This window comes from Salipiger sp. (assembly GCF_048261495.1).
In the GTDB taxonomy this organism is placed as follows: Bacteria; Pseudomonadota; Alphaproteobacteria; order Rhodobacterales; family Rhodobacteraceae; genus Salipiger.
On the sequence record NZ_JBLXFX010000010.1, the window covers coordinates 113242 to 127403 of the forward strand.

Genomic DNA, 14162 nt, shown 5'->3' on the forward strand with positions numbered 1-14162 from the left:
CATTTGCGAGCGGCCCTCCACCCGCCTCGGGAGAGGGCGGGTTTGTCTGGGAGGACATATGAACATGAATTGTCTGAAAACACTGCTCCTGGCGGGCGGGGTCGGCTTTGCCCTGGCCGGCACGCTTCAAGCCGAAACATACCGAGCGGCAACCTTCATCGGGGATTCCGATGTTCACACCAAAGAGGGGTTCCGCTGGTTCTTCGAAGAGGTGGACCGCGTCACGAACGGCGAGCTGACGTTCGAACTGTTTACCGGTGGTGTGCTGATCCCCGCCAAGACCACCATGCAGGGCGTCGCCGACGGAATTGCGCAGGCCGGGTTCACCTCCTCGGGTTATACCCCGTCCGAGCTTCCGGTCGCCAACGCCCTGTCCTGGGCATCCTTCGTCGAACGGGACCCGCTGGTCACGGGGTTGGCCTGGGCCGATTTCGTCATGCACAATGAGATGCAATACAACGATTTCCGCAAGAACGGCGTCATTCCGGTAGGGGGGTTTGCAACGCCGCCCTACGACTTCATCTGCAACACGCCCAAGCCCCTGACCTCGATCGAGGACGTGAAGGGCATTCGGGTCCGCTCTCCGGGCGGGTTGATCTCGAACCTCGTGAGCGCGCTCGGCATGGTGCCCGTCGCCATCCCCGCGCAGGAAATGTACCAGGCGCTCGAGACCGGGCAGCTTGATTGCGCCGGGATGTATCCGTCCTGGCTCAACATCGACAATTCGCTGGCCGAAGTGTCCAGGAGCGTCACGACCGTGGACATCTATTCCAACATGAATTCGCCCATCCAGCTTTACGATGCGGATTTCTGGCAGGGGCTCAGCACCGAGCATCGCAAGGTGCTGATCGACGTGTCGGCCCGGTCGATGGCCCGGACGCAGATCAACTACGGCTCCAACCAGAAGAAGGCGTTGGAGATGGCGGAGGCCGCCGGTCACGAGATCGTCGCGCCCGATGACTCCCTCCGCGGCGCGATTCAGGCCTGGGTCGACAACGGCATGGGCGACGCCGCGGGCATCGCGCGCAAGGACCTGGGCATTGCCGACCCCGAGGCGCTGTTCGCCGAGTTCATGACCTCCATCGACAAATGGCGGGGTCTGGTCGCCGGGCTGGAGGACCGCTTCGACGAAGAGGAACTCACGGCCCTGATCCGGACCAATCTGACCGACACCGTCGATCCGGCCACCTACGGCATGGATTGATAGGGCTCCCGACCGACCGGGACGTCCCCCATCCGCGGGGGCGTCCCTTTTGCCGGGCACAGGCCGTGGCGGCCGGTGTCCCGGACACGAAACAGAAGCACGAAACAGAGGAATGAAAGTCATGCCCGAGATTGCCGGAGGGAAATTCGTCGTGGTGGGAGGCGCCAGCCAGATCGGCGCGACCATCGCGGAACAGCTTCTGAACGAAGGGGCTGGCGAGGTGGTCCTTGTAGACAACCTCTCCTTCGGACCTGCCGACTCCATGCAGCCAATGATCGGTGACGACCGCTGCAGCTTCGTGCGCGCGGATGTGCGCCAGATCCACGAGTTGTTCGACCCGCTCGCCGGGGCGTCCGGCGTGTTCTACGTGGCGGGGGTGATGTCCAGCACCATCGCGAAGGACCCCTGGCTCAGCCTCGACGTGAACAGCCGGGGCTTTCAGAATGCACTGGAGGTCTGCCGCAGGCAGGGCGTGCAAAAGATCGTCTACAGCTCGTCCATTGGTGTCTACGGCGCCTCGACCGACCTTCCGACGACCGAGGAATCGCCGCTGCGCTGGCAGCAGGCACCGGCCCCGATGGCGCTCTACTTTGCCAGCAAGGTCGCCAGCGAAGCGATGGCAAGATATTATCGCGATGCGCACGGTCTCGACTACGTCGCCCTGCGCTATTCGTCGGTCTATGGCGAACGCCAGCACCAGCGCGCGATGATGGGCGGCGGCATTGCCGAAAACTGCGCGCGTGTGCGCCGCGGAGAGGCTCCGCTCGCCGATGGCGACGGAACCGGAACGCAGGACTACGTCTACGTCGGAGACGTGGCCCGTGCCAACCTGATGGCGATGGAAAGCCCCGCAGGCAGCGAAAGCTTCAACATCGTAGGAGGCGTGGAACTGACCCAGAACCGGGTGCTCGAGGTCATCCTGCGGGCGGCTGGGTCCGATCTGGAGCCGGTCTACCGGGATTACACCGGCACCGCCAAGCTGGCGGCGGCCACGCGCTATGTCTTCGACCGGCAAAAAGCCCGCGACATGCTGGGCTGGGAGCCTCGGGTCGAGATCGAGGAGGGCGTCGCCCGCGTCATGGCGTGGATCGACGCCCGGGCCTGAGCGGGGGGGGCGGGGCAAGACGGCCCCGCCCGATGCCGGGACGGCTCAGTTCATCCCGAAGGTGGTGACGTCGATCTTGTCCATGAGATTGGTCTTGATCAGCGCGGTCAGTTCCTCTTCGTCGAGCCGGTCGTTCAGTCCGGCAACGATGGGCCGCCACTTGTCGAGGTATTCGGAGAAGGTGGCGAACAGAGCATCCGGGTCTTCGATCCCCAGCGTATCGCGGGCATTCGCGGCCATGCCGCCGACGCCGTTGGCGACCCATGCTGCGACCGCATCCTCGATCGTCTGATCGGGGTCGATCACGACGATCCCCTTGTCTTCGGCCATCCTGAGCGAGTCGCCGATCGGGCTGAGGTAGCCGACCTCGAGCCGCGCAAGCTGTCCGGCACCGGCGTCCAGCAGCACCCGACGGTTTTCGGGCGTCAGCCCCTGCCAGAAATCGGCATCGTAGACGACCGTCGGCGAGGCAAAGGCAGGTGACATGTTCATGCGAAGAACGCTTTTCGAGACTTCCTGAAGGCTGCCGTCGATGTTCAGGTGGGAGGGAGAGTTCGCCACGCAGTCCACCTGTCCGCCCTGAAGCGCCTGGTACATCTCCGAGGACGGAATCGCGACCGGGATGGCGCCCAGATCCTGCACCAGTTGCGACACGAGACCACCCGGCACCCGGATCCGCTTGCCCTTCAGCTCGTCCAGGGACGTGATCGGCGCGGTGTTGCAGAGGAAATCCGACGGAGCGCTGCCGATGCCGCCCACGGGAATGACACCGTTGTCGAAGAACTCGGCAAAGCCCGCTTCGTCGTTCATGATGTAGTCGGCATAGGCGAGTGCGAGCACGATCGGATCGGTCTCGACAAAGGCCATCCCGGTGAGCGCATTGGAAATCGGCAGATCGGAGGGCAGATACCCGGTGAAGACGAACCCCATTTGCGCGACGCCGTCCGCGACCCCCTGCATGATCGACTTTGCCGGGATCAGCGCGCCGCCGACAAAAAGTTCGAACGAGATTTCGCCATCGGTGACGGCCTTCAGGTCGTCGGCAAGCCATTGCATGCTCCTGGCGTGGTTTTCCGACGCCGGCGTGAAGGTCGCGGCACGGTAGTCCTCGGCCGCCACGGAGCCTCCGGCGGCGATGCCGACGCTGGCAGACAGCGCGATGGTCCTCCAGAATTTCATGATCTTCTCCTCCAGGTGAAACGTATCTTGTTCTGCTGGGCCTTGAGCGCCGACAGCTCGATGCAGAGTCAAACCAACGCTCGGCCCGACTTCGCCTGCCGCAAGAACCGTGCCATACACACTTGATCATTCGTGCTCTGGAGCCCGGAACATCCTTGGCAGATGTCGCTCATTGAGACTGTCCCTGAACGTCGGCGCGATCGACCTGGATGCAACGGTCACCGGAATGAACGCAGGAGCAACCGTAATCGATGGGGTGTACGCCCCCCCGGCGGCATCGAATGTGCCGGGGTAGTGGGTGTTGAAGCACCGCCATGAAGGAGAGCGTCCATGGGAGAGATCGGTATCATCGGAAAGGACCTGGCCAAGTCCGTGTTCCGGGCACAGGGTCGCGCGGCCGACGGTTCGGTGGTCTTCCGCGGCAAGCTGTCGCCCGGCCGGCTACTGACGTTTCTGGCCGGGCAGCCGCCCTGCGAGGTGGCTATGAAGTAGTGCGCGTGGGCTCATCACTTGGAGCCGGGGATCGGTGGGCTGGGCCATCCGGTCCGTTTGTTTCCACCAGCCTAGGTGAAGCCCTTCGTGAAACAGCAGAAGAACGATATGGCGGATGCGGAAGCAATCGCAGTGGCGGGAGTGGGCAAAACTTGGTGGTCTACGTGGTAGGGTAAGGGTTTCAAAATGAGGCGGGACCCACCATGGATGTAAGTGTTTTTGTCGAGACGACGTTTGACAATGGCGAAACTCGCAGGCGCAATATCGGTCGGCTCCGCCGGGCGCCGGACGAGTTGGGACCCGCGAACCCTGATCTGCTTCTCGGCGAAGGATAGTGCCCCACGGCGTTCTTTAGTCGCCTTGGTCAAGTGCTGATCTCATTTTTGGTCCTTCTGCGTGACGGGCTCTTGGGTTCGCCGACCGCATCGCCATTCGTCCGGCCGACGGCATCGACATGGCGAACGGCCAGGCTCACGGTGCGCAAGCGCGGCGGCCGGGAGCGAGCGCTCGGCACACGGGCCCCGATGCCGATCCCGCAGGGACCGAAGCAGTGCTGGAGCCTCGACTTCGTGTCCGACGCATTGTCCTGCGGGCGTCGGTTCAGGGTGCTGTGCGCCATCGATGACTTCAGCCGGGAATGCCTGGCCGCGGTCGTCGATACCTCGATCTCCGGCGTCCGCGTCGCTCGCGAGGTGGACCGTATCGCCGAGGTCCGCGGCTAGCCATCCTTCCGGGCAATGCCGTCGAGGATGATCTCCACGCCCTCCCTGCCGCCGCAAGAAGAGCAAAGTGGTCGGTTTTTGCTCCGCCGTTGACACGCATCGGAGGATCTGCCGCAGGATTGAGCCGGTCTCAAGGTCCATGAATGTCGTCTCTTCGGAGGGACGACGTCAGATCGTGAGGAAACAACATTCCTGCCAGCAAAACAACTTTTCTGGTTGCAGGTCTCCGGGCGATCGGCTAGAAAACTCGGGCACAGTGAGTAATCGGGCGCGGCGTCGGACTATCGGTCTGGCGTCGTTCTCTTTTCTGGGTCTGGGATGCACAGCCTCCGGTGCAAAAGGATGATCAGGCCCGAGGTGATCCGGGCCGGAAATGGTCAGTAGCGGACTTCTTCGGAGCCGTCGTTTCCGGCGTGGTCACGCCAGTCGACGAAGACCGAGCGATAGAAATAGCTGCCGCAGCCGTTCGGAATCCTCAGCTGCGAGGCAGGCGGGACCTGGGCCGTGCTGGACGGGGTCCAGCGGTAGTCACCCTGCACGCCGTAGGCCGAGCCGCGTCGAGTCGCTGCGATTGCAGTCGCCGTCGCGGTTTTCGTGCTGGCGGTACTGGATGTGATAGACCCGGATGCTGCGCACGAAATCGAAGGCGTCGCCCGAGATGTCGACGTCCGCCCCGTCCGTGGCCTGCACCTCAATCACTGGCGCATCCTCCGGAAAGGACTGCCGGGGCAGAGTGGCCTGGAAGGCGGCATCGAACAGGCGCTCGGCCGGTCCGGGGCTCGATCGGCGAGAACGACGCCCCCATTGGACAGCGCCAGATCTGGAGCGGCGGTTCGATGGGCCAGGGGGTGATCCGGCGGATGAACACCGCGCGGGCATGGGCACATGGCGCCGAGGCCGGCCAGCCGCCCGCGAGGCAGAGCAGGATGGCGCAGTCCACCTGATAGGCGCTCGCCGGGGTCGCCAACGGGACCTGTCCCGAAAGCGTCAATGTCGTGGCCATCGCCAGCCGCAGGATCTTGCGTCGCATGTATCGACTCTCCACAAAACTATGCGGGCGAATACAATACAACACGAATGACGGCAATCGGATTTCTTTGTGACGCTTGATGTCCGAAGCGGAGACCAGCCAGCATGCGGGTCCTCACTCGAGGATCTCGACCAGTCGTCCGTAGTCGCGGCTGACCTCCTGCGCCTCGAGGAAGGCGCGCTGGCGCTCGGCGTCGAGGCAGCGGAAATACTCCTGGATGTCGGCGATGTATCCCTCGAAGTCGGCCCGCAGCAGTTCGGCATACTCGCGCACGTCTTCTGGGTTTTCGGGCAGGAAGGGCCGGTCCGGCGCGATGCAGGCGCTTGCCATCTGACCGCTCAGCACGAAGATTGCCACCAAACCGGGCAGGTTGGTTCGTCCGACACAAAACATGCGCAGGGCAAAACTCCTTTGCCGGTGTGAAACGGTGGATTTGTGTGATAGCGGGCCTAAGTGCGCGAAAGCAGCCAGTCAAGATGAAGAAATCGTCTTGAAGTCGTTTATGTTGTCTTGTATCGCTCGTGTGGAAATGTCCCGCGGGCCGGTACTCATCATGAGGAGGGCCCAAGGGAGGTCATGATAGAAGAAGCACCGAATGTGGTCACCGAAGACGGGTTGCGCGGATTGCTCGGTCAGGGGTACAGGGCCGAGGTCGTCTGCAAGGAAGGCGCCGAGAAACGCCACAACAGCTGGTACGGCACCTGGACCGTGCGGGCCGTCTCTTCCGATGGACGAGACGAGAAACTGCTCGTCACCTCGCGCAGCTATCTCAAGATCCGCGAATTCAAGACGATCGTCGGCCTCGTCAGTTTCCTGGCCGACATGGGCGCAACCGTCGTTTCCATCCCGCTCGAAGAAGGCGGACGGGTTCCCCACGAAGCCCCGGGCAAACCTCTGGCCGCCAAGGCCTGACGTATTTACCGCCCGCCGCGTTCTCGCGGTCCTTGCCCTGCTTGGTACAGGTGTTTGTTCCGCACCCTCGGCCTTGCTGGCACAGACGACGACAGGCGGGTTCATCTTCTCCGTCGGCCAGGATGGCCGGCTGATTGATGTCTCTGCCACGCAGGGTGATCCAGACGCATCGACCGACACGCAGGCGAACGGTGCAACGGGTCCCGGCGACCGGCTCTTTCTCTTCTCCAATCGGTCGCAAGACGAAGCGAACGCAGAAACCGCATCGCGCGCGCCCGTTCCGGCTCCTCCCGACATTCTCGCCGCCATCGAGGCGACCGCCTTCCGCTATGCCGGTCACCCCGGGTTGCGCCGCGCCGGTCTCTCGGTCACCAACTGGGCCGCGCTCTACCGGGCCAATATCGAGATCGAGAGCGCCTATGATCCGCGCGCGCTGAGCGACGCGGGTGCGATCGGGCTCGGACAGCTGATGCCGGACACCGCGCGGGTTCTGGGCGTCGATCCGCATGATCCGCGCCAGAACCTCGATGGATCGGCGCGGTATCTGCTGATGATGCTCGACCGTTTCGGCGACAGCCGCCTGGCGCTCGCCGCCTACAACGCCGGACCCGAGGCGGTCGACCGCCATGGCGGCATCCCCCCTTACCGAGAAACCATGGGCCATGTGGCGAAAGTGACCGCCGCGATGCTGCGCCTGAGAGGAGAGATTTCGTGAGAAGACAAGAGACCCTGACCGCCGTCGCGGCGGCGCTGCTGATCGGTGCTGCCGGACCGGCGCTCGCCCAGAGCATCGACCTCTCGCCGGTGCAGACCCTGTTGCAGGGCATCGTCGATGCGATCACCGGGCCCTTGGGTATCGTGATCGGCACGCTGGCGCTGATCGGCGTGTTCCTGTCCTGGCTCTTCGGCATCCTCGATTTCCGACAGGCGCTCTGGGTCGTGGTGGCGATCGCCGGGATCGCGGCCGCCCCGACCATCGTCGCCGCGATCTGGACCACCTGAGGTCTGATACCATGGCGGACCAGTCGCGCGTCTTCATCGGCCTCCTCAGGCCGCCCAAGCTCATGGGCCTGCCGATCATGTATGCCATGGTTTGGCTCTTCGGCTCCACGCTCCTGTTCCTTTGGGTGCAGAGCTGGGTCGTGGTGCTGATCGCCGGTGTCGCCTGGCCCGCACTCTGGAAGGCCGCCGACTGGGATCCGAACTTCCTCGATGTGCTGGTGATCACGCTCCAGGAGACGCCGCCGACCCGGAACCGCAAGCTTCACGGAGGCGACAGCTATGCCCCGTGACAACGGATATGGCGAGGAACTCGATCTCGGGACGGCAATGCCATCCTGGGTCGCGGGCGAGAAACGTCTCTCGCAGATGCTGCCCTATGTCAGCCTCGTCAGCGACACCACGATCCGCACCCGCGGCAACGAGCTCATGCAATGCATCCGTCTCGAGGGGGTGAACAGCACCACGTGCGAGGATGCACATCTCGACCGCATCGGCGCGCTCATGGCCGGGATCGTGGCGCAGGCCGGGACGGGGTTCTCCTTCTACCTGCACAAGGTCTCGAAAGCGGTCGAGGTGGACCTGCCACCGATCGAGGACACAGGCTTCGCGGGCGAGATCGACCGGCGCTGGCGCGCGCATCTGCGCGCCTCCGGGCTCCGCGACAAGACGCTGACCCTCACGGTCCTGAAGCGCCCCGAGGCGGGCCGCGGCCTGCCGTTCCTGGCGACCGCTTCCCGGGCGCGGCTCGCGCAGGGCACGGTTGGGAGGCTGCGCAAGCTCGACGAGGTGGTGGGGTTCATCCTCTCCACCTTCGACGAGATGAAACCCCGGCTGTTGTCCGCAAATTCCGGCACACTGCTCGGCTTCCTCGGCAGCCTCAACACGGGTTGCGAGCATCCGCTCTTCCCGCGCTCGCGCTTCGGCATCCTCGCCGAGGACGTGGCCAACACGCGGGTGACCTTCGACGGTCCGACGATCCGCCTCTCCGACGGGGCGGCGGGTGAGAAATTCGGCGCGATCTTCGCGGTCAAAAACTACCCGGCCAGGACCGACGCGCTGATGCTCGACGAGCTGAACCTGCCGGTCGACATGGTCGTCGCGCATTCCTTCGTTCCGATCAACTCGAACATCATGGCCGGCCGCATCAAGCGGCAGCTGCGGCTCATGCAGGCTGCCAATGACGGCGCGGTCAGCCTCGCCGAGGAACTGGAACTCGCACAGGACGATCTGGAATCAAAACGCCTGATATTCGGCGAGCATCACATGACGGTCGCGGTCTATGCGAAGACCCGGGCCACCCTCGACGATATCTGCGCCGAAGTGCGCAACATCGCCGCCAGCACCGGCATCAACCTGATATCGGAAGGCTTCGGCGCGCGGGCGCATTACATGGCCCAGCATCCCGGCAATACCGGGGCGCGGAGCCGCAAGGCGGCGATCACCAACCACAATTTCGCGGACCTGGCGACATTGCACCGGACGCCTCTCGGCAAACCGGGGAGCGAGGTGCCCTGGGGCCTGCCGATCACGCTCTTCCCGACGCCCGAACGCGGCGGGTTCCGGTTCAACTTCCACGAACAGGGCGCTCCGGACCGCGAGCCGACCGGCGGCCACACGCTGATCCTCGGCCGTCCCGGCTCCGGCAAGTCCGTGCTCGCCGCCTTCCTCATGGCCATGGCGCGGCGCGCGAATGCCCGGCTCTTCGTCTTCGACTACCGCGCCGGCATGGAGATGGCGGTGCGGGCGCTCGGGGGAAGCTATTCGACCGTGCGGGCCGGGCGGCCCACGGGTCTCAATCCGCTGCAGACCGAGACCGATGCGCGCGGCCAGGCCTGGCTCGCCGACTGGCTTGCGACGCTCCTCGAACGTCGCGATCGCCCGCTCACCCCGGTGCAGGCCAACCGGCTGCAGGAGGTCGTGCGTCAGAACGCCTCGGCCAGTCACGAAGGTCTCCGGAACTGGTCGGATTTTGCCTCGCTGCTGGTGTCGACCGACGACGAGGGCGATCTCTTCGAGCGCATGCAGGAATGGACCGCCGAAGGCCGCTACGGCTGGATTTTCGGCGCCAATGCGCAGGACACGTTCAGCTTGGCAGGCGACATCTCCGGCTTCGATCTGACCGGCATACTCGATTCCGAGAGCGAGCGGGAACGCATGGCAGTGCTCTCCTATCTCTTCCGGCGGGTCGAGCGCGTGATCGAGGACCGCAAGCCGGCCGTCATCCTGATCGACGAGGCCTGGAAGGCGCTCGACAACGCCTACTTTGCGGAACGGCTGTCGAACTGGCTCGTCACCGCCCGGAAACAGAACGCCGTCGTCGTGATGATGACGCAATACGCCAGCCAGCTCGAACGCACCCGCACCGGCAAGACCATCGTCGAGGCGGTGCCGACGCAGATCCTCCTGCCTAACATCCGCGCCAGCGAGGCCGACTACGCCATGCTGGGGCTGTCGGAGAAGGAACTCGATATCCTACTCGGGGTCCGCTCGTCCTCGCGGCTGGCGCTTGTCCGCGACGATCGGGGCTCGGTGGTGATCGATGCCGATCTCTCGAGCCTCGGACCGCTCGTGACCATCCTCGGCGGCATGGAAAAGGGCGAGGAGCTGGTGGGCAGCGACTACCGCGACCGCCCGGACTTCTGGAGAACATGATGACCAAGACGACCACCCTGCGCCTGGGGCTTCTCGCCCTCGGGCTCACCCTGTCGGCCTGCGCCGAATACCGGCCCGCGACGGCCAACTGCTTCAATTTCCGGGCCGAGACCGCGAACGCACCGCGTGTCTCGACCAAGGGTGCCGCGGTCACGCAGGCCGATACCTCCTGCACCTTCACCGCGCTCGGGCTCGCGGACTGATCCATGCTGCGCCGGCTTCCTCCCCTTCTCGCCTTCGCCGCGCTCGCCTGTCCCGCGTCGGGGCAGGGCGTGCCGACCTTCGACGCCCAAGGTTTTGCGCGCACGGCGGCGCTCATCGCGCAGCGTGACCGGGATCTGGCATTGCAGCGCGACCGGCTGACCCGGGAGGAGGAGCTGGCCGAGATCGAACGCCAGCAGCTCGCGGCGCTGAACGATCTCGTCGAGGCGACAAGCTTGGGTCGGACCGATGTCTCTGCTACCATCGCGGGACTGGAGGCGGGCAGGGGCTCCGAGACCTCCGCCGCCGTACTCTACGGGCCTGCGGATGGCAATCCGGCCGCGCCGCGTATGTTCGGCGACGCGCGCGAGGGGATCGAGGAGCTGATCATCCGCGCGGCGCGCGACACCTTCTCCCTCCCTGGGGTGTCGCGCGCCGGACTGTCGCTGGTGCAATGGCGCTGCCTCCTCCAGGCGCTGATCTGGCAGGAGAGCCGGTTCCAGATCGGCGCCCGCTCTCCCGTGGGCGCCTTCGGCCTCACCCAGATCATGCCCGGCACTGCGTCCGATCTCGGCATCTATCCCGCCTATTACGACGATCCCTACCTGCAGGTGACCGGCGGCGCGCGCTACCTCGCGCAGATGCTGAACATGTTCGGCGGCAACATCATCCACGGGCTCGCCGCCTATAACGCGGGTCCCGGCAACGTGCAGGACTACGGCGGCGTGCCGCCGTTCTCGGAAACCCAACACTACGTCGTGGTCATCCCCGAGCAGTACAACCGCTACCTCGCCGCGGTCGGCGGGATCGACGCGCTCGGCACCATCGATCCGGTCCTTCTCGCCAATGCGAGCTTCAGCCTCTCGGCGCATGGCTCCGGGGTCTATGGCGACTATTCGATGGTCTCGGTCCGGGCCGCCGCCCTGCGCGTGCAGGACATCATCGAGCGGATCGGCGAAACGCAAGACCTTCACGAGGCGCTGGCGCTCAACACCTATGCCCGCGCGGAACTGGCGCGCCTCGTCGCCATCCGCACCCGCCTCAAGGCGGCCAGGACCGAGCCGATGAGCGCCGAGCAGATCGCGCTCGCTGCGGCGCAGGCCGCCGAGCGGCAATACATGGATTTCAGTTTGGAGACATTGCGATGAGGATCACCTTCCCACGCGCACGGAGAATTCTGTTCGGGACCGCCGCGGCGGTGGCCGTGACGATGGGCATGGCGCCCGCGCCGGCCATCGCCCAGGGTGTGCCGACCGTCGACACCCAGAACATCGCCCAGGAAATCCGCCAGCTGCAGCAGATGCTGGAGGATTTCGGGATCCAGACCGATCAGCTTGACACGCTCCTGGAACAGCTTGATCTCGTGCAGCAGCAGCTCGACCAGCTGAACCAGATGTATGCCTCGCTCACCGGCGCCAGGGATCGCATCCTGGGCCTCTTCATGGGTGGCGATCTCGACGGGTTGCTCGAGGCGGATTTCTCCGACATCGGCGATCTGATCACCGGCATCCAGCAGGGCGACTGGAGCGCGCTCCTCGGCTCCTCGGCCGGGCCGCTCCGCACCCAGATGGAGACCGCGCTGGCGAGCGCCGGCTTCGACGAAGACAGCCTCGCCGAGATCGCCCGCAGCGGCAGCCCCGGCGCGCAAGGGGTGGCCACCCGCGCCACCACCGGGGCCGTGCTGTCTGCGGCCGCCCAGAACAGTCACGCCGAGGCGGCGCAATCGCTGGAGCGGGTCGAAAAGCTGGTCGAGATGATCCCGGACATGGAGGACCTGAAGGCATCGATGGATCACAATACGCGCGTGACCGCTGAGCTTGCCATCGCGATGACCCGGATGTGGGAGCTCGAGGCGATCCAGACCGTTGGCGCGGGCAATGCGGGTGTGGTCGATGCCGCGACCATCGCCGAGGAACGCCGCTACATGGACTTCACCCTGCCGGAACTCCGGCCATGACGATGGGAACGGGTATCGACGCCATCGTCGAGGAGGAACTGGTCTATGGCGCGCTGCGGCGCGAGGAGACCTGGCGCAAGATCGGCATCGGCGGCGCGGTCTTCGGCGTGATGGGCTGCCTCTCGGCCGCCGCCGTCGCCCTCCTGATCGAGACCCCGCCCCCGGTCGTCGTGCCCTTCGATCCCGCGACCGGCCTCGCCCTGCCGAACGCAGCCGTCCAGACCGTGACGCTCGCCGAGCGCCCCGCGGTGATCGAGGCGCAGATCTACCGCTACATCACCGACCGCGAGACCTACAACCAGCTCGACAATGACCTGCGCGTGCGCCGGGTGCTGGCGCAATCGAAGGGCGCGGCCGAGGCCAGCATGCGCGCGACCTGGACCAGCGGCCAGGAGACTTATCCGCCGACGCGCTACGGGGCAGGGGCCGAGATGGCGGTCGAGATCGCCAGCATCACCCTCATCGGCGAGAACCGCGCGCAGGTGCGCCTGCGCAAGCGCCTGACCGGCCCGCAGGGCGTGCAGGACGGCGCCTTCACCGCCACGCTGATGTTCGAGTTCCACCCCGAGACCCCGCGCGTCCTCGACGAGGTCTGGCAGAACCCCTTCGGCTTCACCGTCACGCAATATGCCATCAGATCGGACCGCGCCGAATGACGACCCGCCTTTCCCTATCCGGCCTCTTCCTCGCCGCGGCGGTTTCTGCCGGACTCCCCGCCTGGGCCGAAACCACGCCCGGTCGGGGTGCCCATGACAGCCGCGTCCGGATCGCGACCTGGGTGGACGGCCAGGTGTTCCGCGTCGTCACCAGCCTCACCCGCGTGACCACGGTCGAGTTCGGCGAGGGCGAGACCATCCGCTCGATCATCGCCGGCGACACCGTCGGCTTCCAGTTCGACGCGGTCCCGGGCGGGCGCGCCTTCGCGATCAAACCCGTGGCCTCGGGCGTTGCCACCAATATCACCGTCTACACCAACCGGCGCTCCTACTACTTCCATGTCGTCGAGGCACGCGAGACCCCGCATTACGTCGTGCAGTTCCGCTACCCCGAAAACCGCAACGCACCCCGGCAGGCGGTGGCGGCCGCCGCGCCCCATGCCAATTACGGCGCGAGCGAGCAGCGCGAGTTCACACCACTCTCGGTCTGGGACGATGGCACCTTCACCTATTTCCGCTTCGCGCGGAACGCACCCGTCCCGGCGATCTTCCGCCACACGCGCGGCGCGGAGCGCTCGGTCAACAGCCAGGCGCAGGCGGATGGCGTGATCCGCGTCTCCGGGGTGAACCCCGAATGGGTGCTGCGCCTCGGCGACGAGGTGGTCTGCATCCGGGACCTTGGCCGTGCGGGAGCCGGCGCATGAGCAACGAACCTGAAGATCTCGCGGCCCGTCTTGCCGCGGTCGAAGGCGCGAACGGGAAAAGGGCGGGGGGCCGGCGTCCGTCCCCGGTCACGGCCCTTGTCGGCGTGCTCGGGATCGCGGGCCTGGGCGGTCTCACCTATGCCGCGTTCCAGCCCAAGGCGTCGGCGCCGATGCCGACCGCCGCGCCGGCCGAGTTCCAGGACCAGGGGTCGGGGTTCGGCGACCTGGTGCCCGCCGTCCTGCCGGTCCGGACCCCGGAGCCTGCACCGGCGGACGCCGGACCGAGCGAGGCCGAGCGCGCCCTGGCCGAGGCGCTGGCGGCCGTCCGGGCCGAACTCGATGCGCT

General features: G+C 65.8%; 17 protein-coding genes and 2 pseudogenes. 15 read left to right on the forward strand and 4 right to left on the reverse strand.

Going from position 1 to position 14162, the window contains the following annotated elements:
• The first annotated feature begins 58 nt into the window (after positions 1–58).
• Together ACN0RJ_RS18435 and ACN0RJ_RS18440 are read left to right on the forward strand one after the other, a co-directional pair.
• Positions 59–1204: a C4-dicarboxylate TRAP transporter substrate-binding protein gene (locus ACN0RJ_RS18435; RefSeq protein ID WP_417725201.1), complete on the forward strand. Its 1146-nt coding sequence runs from the start codon at positions 59–61 to the stop codon at positions 1202–1204.
• 121 nt (positions 1205–1325) lie between these two features.
• Positions 1326–2309 (forward strand): NAD-dependent epimerase/dehydratase family protein, encoded by a 984-nt coding sequence (locus tag ACN0RJ_RS18440; RefSeq protein ID WP_417725202.1) that lies wholly within the window; start codon positions 1326–1328, stop codon positions 2307–2309.
• Positions 2310–2354: 45 nt separating this feature from the next.
• Here the strand turns inward: ACN0RJ_RS18440 and ACN0RJ_RS18445 are convergent, their stop codons facing one another.
• Positions 2355–3488 (reverse strand): C4-dicarboxylate TRAP transporter substrate-binding protein, encoded by a 1134-nt coding sequence (locus tag ACN0RJ_RS18445; protein WP_417725203.1) that lies wholly within the window; start codon positions 3486–3488, stop codon positions 2355–2357.
• Between the two features lie 330 nt (positions 3489–3818).
• On the opposite strand from ACN0RJ_RS18445, the gene ACN0RJ_RS18450 reads away from it, so the two are divergent.
• Both ACN0RJ_RS18450 and ACN0RJ_RS18455 read left to right on the forward strand, forming a co-directional pair.
• Positions 3819–3980 (forward strand): hypothetical protein, encoded by a 162-nt coding sequence (locus ACN0RJ_RS18450; protein ID WP_417725204.1) that lies wholly within the window; start codon positions 3819–3821, stop codon positions 3978–3980.
• Between the two features lie 455 nt (positions 3981–4435).
• Positions 4436–4699 (forward strand): annotated as a pseudogene (locus ACN0RJ_RS18455) (DDE-type integrase/transposase/recombinase); the annotation flags it as partial.
• A 380-nt stretch (positions 4700–5079) separates the two neighbouring features.
• On the opposite strand, the gene ACN0RJ_RS18460 reads toward ACN0RJ_RS18455, so the two are convergent.
• From ACN0RJ_RS18460 to ACN0RJ_RS18470, 3 genes are all read right to left on the reverse strand, one after another.
• Positions 5080–5241: a hypothetical protein gene (locus ACN0RJ_RS18460; protein WP_417725205.1), complete on the reverse strand. Its 162-nt coding sequence runs from the start codon at positions 5239–5241 to the stop codon at positions 5080–5082.
• On the reverse strand, positions 5231–5401 hold the full coding sequence (locus ACN0RJ_RS18465) for a hypothetical protein (protein WP_417725206.1): 171 nt from the start codon (positions 5399–5401) through the stop codon (positions 5231–5233). Before ACN0RJ_RS18465 ends, ACN0RJ_RS18460 begins: the two co-directional genes overlap by 11 nt.
• Before the next feature lie 445 nt (positions 5402–5846).
• Positions 5847–6089, reverse strand: a complete 243-nt coding sequence (locus ACN0RJ_RS18470) for a hypothetical protein (protein ID WP_417725207.1) — start codon at positions 6087–6089, stop codon at positions 5847–5849.
• Between the two features lie 219 nt (positions 6090–6308).
• Between ACN0RJ_RS18470 and ACN0RJ_RS18475 the strand changes: the two genes are divergently transcribed.
• From ACN0RJ_RS18475 to ACN0RJ_RS18525, 11 genes and pseudogenes are all read left to right on the forward strand, one after another.
• Entirely contained in the window at positions 6309–6644 is a 336-nt protein-coding gene (locus ACN0RJ_RS18475) for a hypothetical protein (protein WP_416369403.1), read from the forward strand.
• Positions 6645–6717: 73 nt separating this feature from the next.
• Positions 6718–7359: a lytic transglycosylase domain-containing protein gene (locus ACN0RJ_RS18480; protein ID WP_417725208.1), complete on the forward strand. Its 642-nt coding sequence runs from the start codon at positions 6718–6720 to the stop codon at positions 7357–7359.
• On the forward strand, positions 7356–7646 hold the full coding sequence (locus ACN0RJ_RS18485) for a TrbC/VirB2 family protein (RefSeq protein ID WP_417725209.1): 291 nt from the start codon (positions 7356–7358) through the stop codon (positions 7644–7646). The genes ACN0RJ_RS18480 and ACN0RJ_RS18485 overlap by 4 nt, the downstream gene beginning before the upstream one ends.
• An 11-nt stretch (positions 7647–7657) precedes the next feature.
• On the forward strand, positions 7658–7936 hold the full coding sequence (locus ACN0RJ_RS18490; protein WP_417725210.1) for a type IV secretion system protein VirB3: 279 nt from the start codon (positions 7658–7660) through the stop codon (positions 7934–7936).
• 37 nt (positions 7937–7973) lie between these two features.
• A complete protein-coding gene (locus ACN0RJ_RS18495) occupies positions 7974–10298 on the forward strand; it encodes a type IV secretion system protein B4 (protein ID WP_417725217.1) in 2325 nt (774 codons plus the stop codon).
• On the forward strand, positions 10298–10501 hold the full coding sequence (locus ACN0RJ_RS18500) for a hypothetical protein (protein ID WP_417725211.1): 204 nt from the start codon (positions 10298–10300) through the stop codon (positions 10499–10501). The genes ACN0RJ_RS18495 and ACN0RJ_RS18500 overlap by 1 nt, the downstream gene beginning before the upstream one ends.
• Positions 10502–10504: 3 nt before the next feature.
• The gene (locus ACN0RJ_RS18505) at positions 10505–11647 is read left to right on the forward strand and encodes a lytic transglycosylase domain-containing protein (protein WP_417725212.1); all 1143 of its coding nucleotides are present in this window, start codon (positions 10505–10507) and stop codon (positions 11645–11647) included.
• Entirely contained in the window at positions 11644–12456 is an 813-nt protein-coding gene (locus ACN0RJ_RS18510) for a type IV secretion system protein (protein WP_417725213.1), read from the forward strand. The genes ACN0RJ_RS18505 and ACN0RJ_RS18510 overlap by 4 nt, the downstream gene beginning before the upstream one ends.
• Positions 12457–12458: 2 nt before the next feature.
• Positions 12459–13112, forward strand: coding sequence for a virB8 family protein (locus ACN0RJ_RS18515; protein ID WP_417725218.1), 654 nt, complete (start codon positions 12459–12461; stop codon positions 13110–13112).
• Positions 13109–13816, forward strand: coding sequence for a TrbG/VirB9 family P-type conjugative transfer protein (locus ACN0RJ_RS18520; RefSeq protein WP_417725214.1), 708 nt, complete (start codon positions 13109–13111; stop codon positions 13814–13816). The genes ACN0RJ_RS18515 and ACN0RJ_RS18520 overlap by 4 nt, the downstream gene beginning before the upstream one ends.
• Positions 13813–14162 (forward strand): annotated as a pseudogene (locus ACN0RJ_RS18525) (conjugal transfer protein); the annotation flags it as partial. The gene ACN0RJ_RS18520 and the pseudogene ACN0RJ_RS18525, both read left to right, overlap by 4 nt.

Coding starts and splice junctions, on each gene's coding strand:
- ACN0RJ_RS18435 (WP_417725201.1), top strand. CDS start 59: ATGAACATGAATTGTCTGAAAACACTGCTCCTGGCGGGCGGGGTCGGC.
- ACN0RJ_RS18440 (WP_417725202.1), top strand. CDS start 1,326: ATGCCCGAGATTGCCGGAGGGAAATTCGTCGTGGTGGGAGGCGCCAGC.
- ACN0RJ_RS18445 (WP_417725203.1), bottom strand. CDS start 3,488: ATGAAATTCTGGAGGACCATCGCGCTGTCTGCCAGCGTCGGCATCGCC.
- ACN0RJ_RS18450 (WP_417725204.1), top strand. CDS start 3,819: ATGGGAGAGATCGGTATCATCGGAAAGGACCTGGCCAAGTCCGTGTTC.
- ACN0RJ_RS18475 (WP_416369403.1), top strand. CDS start 6,309: ATGATAGAAGAAGCACCGAATGTGGTCACCGAAGACGGGTTGCGCGGA.
- ACN0RJ_RS18490 (WP_417725210.1), top strand. CDS start 7,658: ATGGCGGACCAGTCGCGCGTCTTCATCGGCCTCCTCAGGCCGCCCAAG.
- ACN0RJ_RS18495 (WP_417725217.1), top strand. CDS start 7,974: ATGCCATCCTGGGTCGCGGGCGAGAAACGTCTCTCGCAGATGCTGCCC.
- ACN0RJ_RS18500 (WP_417725211.1), top strand. CDS start 10,298: ATGACCAAGACGACCACCCTGCGCCTGGGGCTTCTCGCCCTCGGGCTC.
- ACN0RJ_RS18505 (WP_417725212.1), top strand. CDS start 10,505: ATGCTGCGCCGGCTTCCTCCCCTTCTCGCCTTCGCCGCGCTCGCCTGT.
- ACN0RJ_RS18510 (WP_417725213.1), top strand. CDS start 11,644: ATGAGGATCACCTTCCCACGCGCACGGAGAATTCTGTTCGGGACCGCC.
- ACN0RJ_RS18515 (WP_417725218.1), top strand. CDS start 12,459: ATGGGAACGGGTATCGACGCCATCGTCGAGGAGGAACTGGTCTATGGC.
- ACN0RJ_RS18520 (WP_417725214.1), top strand. CDS start 13,109: ATGACGACCCGCCTTTCCCTATCCGGCCTCTTCCTCGCCGCGGCGGTT.